Origin of the sequence: Candidatus Methanoperedens nitratireducens (assembly GCF_900196725.1) — an archaeon.
Classification (GTDB): Archaea; Halobacteriota; Methanosarcinia; order Methanosarcinales; family Methanoperedenaceae; genus Methanoperedens; species Methanoperedens nitroreducens_A.
This window is the reverse complement of the sequence record NZ_FZMP01000136.1, coordinates 1-7,743: the sequence shown is the minus strand read 5'-3', so window position 1 is coordinate 7,743 and position 7,743 is coordinate 1. Positions and strand designations below refer to the sequence as shown.

5 protein-coding genes and 1 tRNA gene are annotated in these 7,743 nt (G+C 44.8%); 5 read left to right on the top strand and 1 reads right to left on the bottom strand.

The genetic code is table 11. The features are described from left to right. The first annotated feature begins 289 nt into the window (after window positions 1-289). The 5 genes from MNV_RS09780 to MNV_RS09765 all read left to right on the top strand — a co-directional run bounded on the left by MNV_RS09780 (window position 290) and on the right by MNV_RS09765 (window position 7,568). On the top strand, window positions 290-1,228 hold the full coding sequence (locus MNV_RS09780; protein ID WP_257000018.1) for an IS110 family RNA-guided transposase: 939 nt from the start codon (window positions 290-292) through the stop codon (window positions 1,226-1,228). Between the two features lie 6 nt (window positions 1,229-1,234). Further along, on the top strand, window positions 1,235-1,531 hold the full coding sequence (locus MNV_RS20705; protein ID WP_257000017.1) for a hypothetical protein: 297 nt from the start codon (window positions 1,235-1,237) through the stop codon (window positions 1,529-1,531). A 199-nt stretch (window positions 1,532-1,730) separates the two neighbouring features. Further along, window positions 1,731-2,837, top strand: a complete 1,107-nt coding sequence (locus MNV_RS09775) for an ORC1-type DNA replication protein (protein ID WP_096205633.1) — start codon at window positions 1,731-1,733, stop codon at window positions 2,835-2,837. Window positions 2,838-3,043: 206 nt separating this feature from the next. Further along, entirely contained in the window at window positions 3,044-4,126 is a 1,083-nt protein-coding gene (locus MNV_RS09770) for a hybrid sensor histidine kinase/response regulator (RefSeq protein ID WP_096205631.1), read from the top strand. A gap of 661 nt (window positions 4,127-4,787) precedes the next feature. Beyond that, window positions 4,788-7,568, top strand: coding sequence for a PAS domain-containing sensor histidine kinase (locus MNV_RS09765; RefSeq protein ID WP_096205629.1), 2,781 nt, complete (start codon window positions 4,788-4,790; stop codon window positions 7,566-7,568). 8 nt (window positions 7,569-7,576) lie between these two features. Here the strand turns inward: MNV_RS09765 and MNV_RS09760 are convergent. Further along, a tRNA-Gly gene (locus tag MNV_RS09760) sits at window positions 7,577-7,648 on the bottom strand. Window positions 7,649-7,743 lie beyond the last annotated feature (95 nt).

Genomic DNA, 7,743 nt, shown 5'->3' with positions numbered 1-7,743 from the left:
TGAGCGGTGTGAAACTAATCATGAACTGATGGTTCATAGACACTGTATGAAAAATTGCGTTTTTTCATACGAAACCCTCATGAGCCGATTGTCACAGGCACGCAAGGATGAAAAAGGGGTAGGTTGTATTCTCTTGTGGTATGGGTAACGAAAGCCGAGATTACTTTGGGTCTTATAGAACCCGACTACGAAACTGGCTAACATCAACGCAGGCAAGAATGTGGCTTGGACCACGTATAGGAAGTTGCCTTGCAAAAGATTGTATTTACCCATACCAGGAGAATAGAATATGAATAGACGTTGGGAAAAAGCTTGTGGGGCAGACGTTCACAAGAGGTTTATCGAGGCAACTATCCTGACATCAGACGGAACCAATAAACATGGACGTTTCAATACGGACATAAAAAGTTTAATGGAATTCAGAGAATGGCTGATAAATAATGATTGCCCAGTAATAGCGATAGAATCCACCGGCATCTACTGGATACCTATCCACACTATTTTAGAGGGTATCATTGAAGTTCAGGTAGCAAATGCTTACAACATTAAGCATATACCAGGGAAAAAAACAGATATCAGGGATTCGGAATGGCTTGCAGAACTTTGCATCAATGGCATGATAGAGCCTTCAAGAATCTTTCCAAAGGAAGACAGAGAACTCAGAGATTTAACCAGAGCAAGAGAAGCCCTTGTAAACAGTCGTACACAGGTGAAGAACAGAGTGCATGTGGTCCTTGATACAGCCAATATAAAATTATCAAGTGCTTTCACTGATATTTTCGGTAAATCTGGAATAGAGCTGGTAAACGGATTGATATCTGGAAGACCAATAGAAGCTATAATTGGTGACACTGATAACAACAGGATTAAGAAAAGATCAGAGGAAATAAAACAGGCGGTAAAAGGAACTCTTGGATCAACACAAGCATTTGTAATTAAGGAATGCACTGAGATAATACAAACCATCGACAATAGAATCAAAAATATTGATGCAGAGATAAGAAATAGAATGAAGGCCAAGGACGAGGATTTAAAAATCGCAATGTCGGTACCTGGTATTGGGTTTGTAGCAGGATCAACTGTACTTGCAGAGATTGGAAATTTCAAAGACTTCAAAACTCCAGACAAATTAGCCGCATGGACAGGGATAGTATCATCAGTCTATCAGTCTGCTGACAAATTAAACACTGGAAAGATAACCAAGAGAGGTTCCAAGCATCTGCGATGAATTCTTGTGGAAATTGCACAGGCATCAATAAAGGTGAAAAGAAGAACAAAACTCAAAACCTTTTTTCAAAGAATCAAAGCAAGACAGGGATTCAAGAAGGCAATTGTAGCATTGGCAAGAAAAATCCTCTGCATACTGCACCATCTTCTGACAAACAGAGAGCCTTATAAGGAAAACGATGAGACAACAATGAAGAACCTAAAGTTACCAAAGGACAAAGTGCCGAACACAATGACGGCTGATGAGATGATTAAAATACTCTCGGATGCAGGATATGTGGTCTCCAAACCTGTCATGGGGTAGTACACCTACCCCTTTTACATAGGAAGTATTATTCCTTAAAAGATAAAGTCTGAAGTCAATGTCCGATACCTGTTACAGTGATTTATTTAATTCAGCTTAAAAATTTACTCCAAAAGGCTGCCGGACATCAGGGTCAGCATGTGATCACAAAACACCTCATGAAAGCTTATTTAAAGCTTGGTGAAAGTAATAAAGCTCTATGAAAGACCTGCTTGCATGGGACCAGACCCTGTTCAAGGACAGCGAGCTTTTCGAGCTTGACCATGTCCCGGAGCATTTCCTGCACAGGGATGCGCAGTTGCAATCCCTGATGTACGGCGTCCGCCCGGCGCTCTGTGGCGCGCGGCCCCTGAACTGCCTGTGCATCGGCTCACCTGGGACGGGCAAGACAACAGCGGTGGTCAAGGTCTTTGAGGAGATAGAGAAGCATACGCCCAAAGTCGTTCCCGTGCTTGTGAACTGCCAGGTGAATTCAACAAAGTACGCTGTCTTTTCACAGATTTTTAAAAAACTCATAGGATATGCCCCCCCCGTATCCGGCGTTTCCTTCAAAAAAGTATTCAATGAGGTGGCGAAATATCTTGTGGAGCATGAAAAAGTGCTCGTAGTCGCACTTGACGATATGAACTTCCTGTTCTACGAGAACGAGGTCAACGACGTGCTGTACTCCCTCCTGCGGGCGCATGAGACGCATACAGGGGCGCGCATGGGCGTTATCGCCATACTGAGCGATACGGGCGTGCCGCATATACTTGACCCGAAAGTCGAAACAGTGTTCCTGCCTGAAGAGGTCAGGTTCCCGCAGTACACAAAGGGCGAAGTCAGGGACATTTTATCCAGCCGCGCAAAGCTCGGATTTTATCCCGGCGTGCTTGACGACAGTGCGCTGGACAGGACCGCGGAACATACGTTTGCCCTGGGCGACCTGCGTGTGGGAATAGACCTGCTCAAGCGTTCGGGTCTTAATGCCGAACGCCGGGCGAGCAGGACGATATCTCTTGAGGATGTCGAATCGGCATACGAGAAATCACGGCTTGTACACCTGTCCTATATGATGCGGTCACTGAAAGAAGATGAAAAGATACTGCTTGGCATGATATCTGAGATGCAGCAGGCTAATTCCGGTGAGCTTTATGAGAAATTCCATTTACAGACAAGCCTCGGGTACACGCGGTTCTACGAGCTGTTAAATAAACTCGGAGCACTCAAGCTTATTGATACGGATTTTACTGGAAAAGGTTCCCGCGGCAGGAGCAGGGTAGTGACGCTGCGGTACCAGGCAGATGAAGTTAAAGCAAGACTGTGAGCTTAAACCCGTTACAGAAGCCATCATTTTTGAAAATTGACAGGTCAAACACTAAGATTTATTAACAGCGAAATCCAACTATCTATAAGAATAGATGTTAGCCGGGATTGGATTGTTTACTATATGCATGATAAGGTTATCGAATTAATGTTGCCGAATCAAATAAATCAGGATATTTTTGAACGTACTTCTGCCAGAGGATTAAAATGAAGCCGATTAAAGTCCTGCTTATAGAAGATAACCCCGGTGATGCAAGGCTTGTGATGGAAATGCTGGCAGAAGCGAAGAATATCTCTTTTGACCTTGAATGGAAAAATAGTCTCTCTACAGGACTTGGGCGGCTTGCTCAAGAGGTTGTTGACGTAATTCTGCTTGATATCATACTGCCGGATAGCAGTGGTTCAGCTACCTTCGAAAGAGCCTTAGCCCTGGCTCCAGGAATACCCCTCATCGTGATGACCGGCATTAATGATGAAATGCTTGCGACCGATGCGTTGCGAAAAGGTGCACAGGATTACCTGGTAAAAGGGCAGGCGGACAGCAACCTGCTTGTTCGCTCGATCCGCTATGCTATTACCCGCAAGCGGCAGGAAGAGGCACTAAAAAAGTACGCAGTAGAGCTTGAAGAAGCAAACCGCATCAAAAGCTTATTCGCTGACATAATGAGTCACGACCTGATGAATCCCGTAAGCGTCATAAAGACCATGATTGAACTCAAACTGGAGAAAGCAGAGAATGACGAGATGCGCCGGACTCTCTTGATAATGATGAAGAGCGTAGACAAACTCATCGATATGATCAGAAGCGCAGGCATGTACGCTAAACTGGAAAGCACTGAGAAACTGGAGCGCACGCCTCTTGACCTGAACGGGGTTTTCAGGGCGGTCATAGAGAATTTCAAGCCTGAACTGGAAAAGAAAAAAATGAAGCTTGAGTACCTGGCAAACGGCAAATACCCTGCAATGGTAAATCCCGTGATCGAGAATGTTTTTTCAAACCTTATAAGCAACGCTGTAAAGTATTCGCCGGAAGAAAGCAAAATCGAGGTAAATATTATGAATAAAAACAGGGATTACAGGATTTACGTGAAGGACTGGGGCTACGGTATAAAAGACGAGGATAAGGAAAAGCTCTTTACCCGCTTTCAGAGGGTAGATAAAAAGGGCGTAAGGGGAACCGGGCTTGGGCTTGCTATCGTGAAACGTATCGTGGAGCTGCATGAAGGGCGGGTCTGGGTGGAAGATAATCCAGAAGGTGGGAGCGTGTTTTATGTTGAGATTCCTAGCTGATATAAAAAATTCTGGCCAAAGTTAAAAGCATCTCATTCTATCTAGAGGGAAGAACAGCCCCGGGATATTAATTAAATACTCTACTAATACCATTGATACCAGATTCATAGCAACATTTCCATCGAAGGTTCATTTATAATATTATTATCCGGTTTTTACTAGAAATCTGCAACATAAAAACCTGTGTATAGTGACATTTTTTAGGCTCAAAGAGACATAGGTAGGGGTGATCTGGTTGCATCGAACTCAATACTGCTTAAGGTTTGGTAATAATTTGGGAAAAACATTTTAAATATCAAGCTTTAAAGTTTATACCGGATGTATAGTACGGGGTTGTATTTACAATACACAAATTTTTATAATCCATTTGAAATAGATAGTGTGAGCCTCTGCATAATACTGAAACTCAATTAAATGTAAGGGAGGAAAAGATAGGCTCTTAGCACTGTCAGTTAACCCGGTGCCAATAGTTACAATCCTTGGTTATGTTGCGGGTAAAATAATCTCTATTCATATGTCCCGGTTTGAATAAACGCTAGCGGAAGATGGAATGTTATGTGAAAGGTATGCTTTGGGCACAATATCAAAATGGCAAAAACCAGATTGATATTTGCATAGAAAAAGGACTGGTAAAAGTATAACCTTTTCGGGAGTGAACAATGTGAAAAATGAAGATAAAACAAAAGAACAGCTCATACATGAATTGATGGAACTGCGCCAGCGGAATACCGAATTAGAAAAATCAGAGATCCGGCGCACGCAGATTGAGAATGAGCTACGTGACAGTGAAAAATTGTACCGGGTATTGTACGAAGAAAATCCATCAATATACTTTACCATTGATGATGGGGGGAAGGTTCTTTCTATTAACAATTTTGGGGCAGAACAGCTCGGTTACACGGTTGAAGAACTGATCGGACAATCGATACTCAAGGTTATTTACGAAGATGACAAAAAACTTATCCTTCAGCAACTATCTGCATGCTTGCAGGAGCCCGGGCATATAGCTACAAAGGAGCTTCGCAAGGTTCGAAAGGATGGGAGCCTGTTATGGGTGAAAGAAGTGGCTCGCGCCTTAGAAGGTAATATAGTTCTTATCGTCTGTGAGGAAATCACCGAGCGCAAGCGGGCTGAAGAAAAATTGCGTAGATCAAAAGCGCGCTATCAGAGCCTTATTGAAACTTCAAATGACATTATCTTCACAGTATCCTCGAACCGTAAGATTACTTTCCTGAACCCTGCATTTGAGACTATAACAGGCTGGCGGCGCGAGGAATGGCTCGGCAGGGATTTCGCACCGATCATTCATCCGGATGATTTAAACATTGCAAATGAGATCTATCGGCGAGTCTTGAGGGGTGAGATACCATTGTGTTGCGAACTGCGCATTCTTTTAAAATCAAGCGAGTACATAACAGTGGAGTTCGTAATAACACCGCAGGTCATGGATGGGGAAATTATCGGCGGCTGTGGCGTTGCCCGTGATGCCACAGAACGTAAACGTACCGAGGAAGCGCTTTTGAGATCCGAAGAGAATTACCGCACGTTAGTTGATAATATTCAGGATGGGGTTTTCATGCTGCTGGATACTAAATTCCAGTTCGTCAATGAGGCGTTTGCCAGGATGACCGGATATACAGTAGAGGAAATTAAAGGGAAGGACTTCCGTGAACTTATAGCTCCGGAGCACCTGGAAATGGTAGTAGACCACTATTACAGAAGGCTGGCGGGAGAAAATGTCCCCAGGGAATACGAGTTTTGCGGGCTTCATAAAGATGGAAAGACCAGAATATTTGTCATTATGACCGTTGGGCTTATCAATTATCACGGCAGGGTCGCAAGCATAGGGACGGTGAAAGATATCACAGAGCGTAAAAGGATGGAAGAGGCTCTGCATAAGGCATATGATGAACTGGAGATGCGGGTTAAGGAACGGACAGCAGAACTGGCAGAAGCAAATGAATCACTAAAAATTGAAATTTCCGAGCGCAGGCGGGCAGAGGAACGCATAAGGTTCCAGACCATTGTTTTGTCTCAGGTAAACGATGCAGTTGTTGCATTTGATAATAATCATCGTATAATTTATTGGAACCATGGAGCTGAGCAGCTATACAACTTCAAATCCAGGGAGGTGCTTGGCAGGCAAATAGAAGAGGTAACCCGCCATCGCTGGCTCAAACCTGAAGATGAGAAAGCAGCATATGACTCTCTGGCAGCGACCGGCTCCTGGCGTGGAGAATTTATCCAGGCCAGGAAGAACGGAGAAGAAATACCTGTTGAAGCATCCATCAAGACCATCAAGAATAAAAAAGACCAGGCCATAGGTTTTATTAGCGTAATGCGCGATATCACCGAACGCAAGGGGGTAGAGCAGCATCTGAGGCTACTCTCGGCAGCAGTTGAAGAAGCCCCTGATGGGATCCAGATTGTTGGCCTGGATGGTCGCATAGTCTTTTCAAATAAGGCGGTTGAGAAAATATACGGCTTCTCTCCTGAAGAATTCCAGGGAAGGCACGTTAATGAAATGAACGTAGATCAGGAGTTCGCCGATAAAGTTATAATCCCCGCTATAAAAGAGACAGGGCGCTGGGTCGGGGAGCTTATGGTAAAACACAAGGATGGAGGAATCTTCCCTATCTGGCTGACAGCTTCGCTTGTAAAAGATAGTAAAGGTGAGCCGATAGCTATGGTGGGAATTATTACCGATATCACAGAGCGCAAGCGGGTCGAGGAAGAGCGCGAGAGGTGGACGGCTGAATTAGCCCGCTCAAATGCCGAACTGCAGCAATTCGCCTACGTGGCATCCCATGACCTTCAGGAGCCGCTTAGAATGATATCAGGCTTTGCCCAACTGCTGGAGAAGCGGTACAGGGACAAGCTGGGGAAGGATGCCGATGAGTTCATAGCTTACATCGTGAACGGCGCCACCAGAATGCAGACAATGATCAATGACCTCCTGGCATATTCACGGGTTGGCACGCAGGGTAAACCGTTCCAGCCGACTGATTGTGAATCTGTACTTAACCAGGTGATGATTAACCTGAAAGTCGCTATTGAGCAGAGCGGCGCTGTGATAACACACGATCCCCTGCCTAATGTAACAGCTGATACTTCACAGATGATCCAGTTGCTCCAGAACCTGATAAGCAACGCCATTAAATTCCGAAGTAAAGAATTGCCTCGCGTCCATATTCGTGCAAAAAAGAAAGGAAATGAATGGGTTTTCTCAGTCCGGGATAACGGAATAGGGATAGCTCCGGAATTCTTCGGGCGCCTTTTCCAGATATTCCAGCGGGGGCATCCTGCAAATGAATATGCCGGGACTGGCATTGGTCTTGCGACATGCAAGAAAATCGTGGAGCGCCACGGAGGAAAAATCTGGGCTGAATCTGTGGAGGGCAGGGGCTCTACGTTCTATTTCACGATACCATCGAGGAACTAAAAGCGACATGCGCCGGTCGGGAATCGAACCCGAGTTTAAGCGTTGGCAACGCTCAGTGATAACCGCTACACTACCGGCGCGAACCGATGTACCCTTTAGGGTATCCCTCTAAATACCCTAATCCGTATTAATAGTTTTTCTAATTGCAGTACTTCCGATCGGTCGTAGTTCCGAA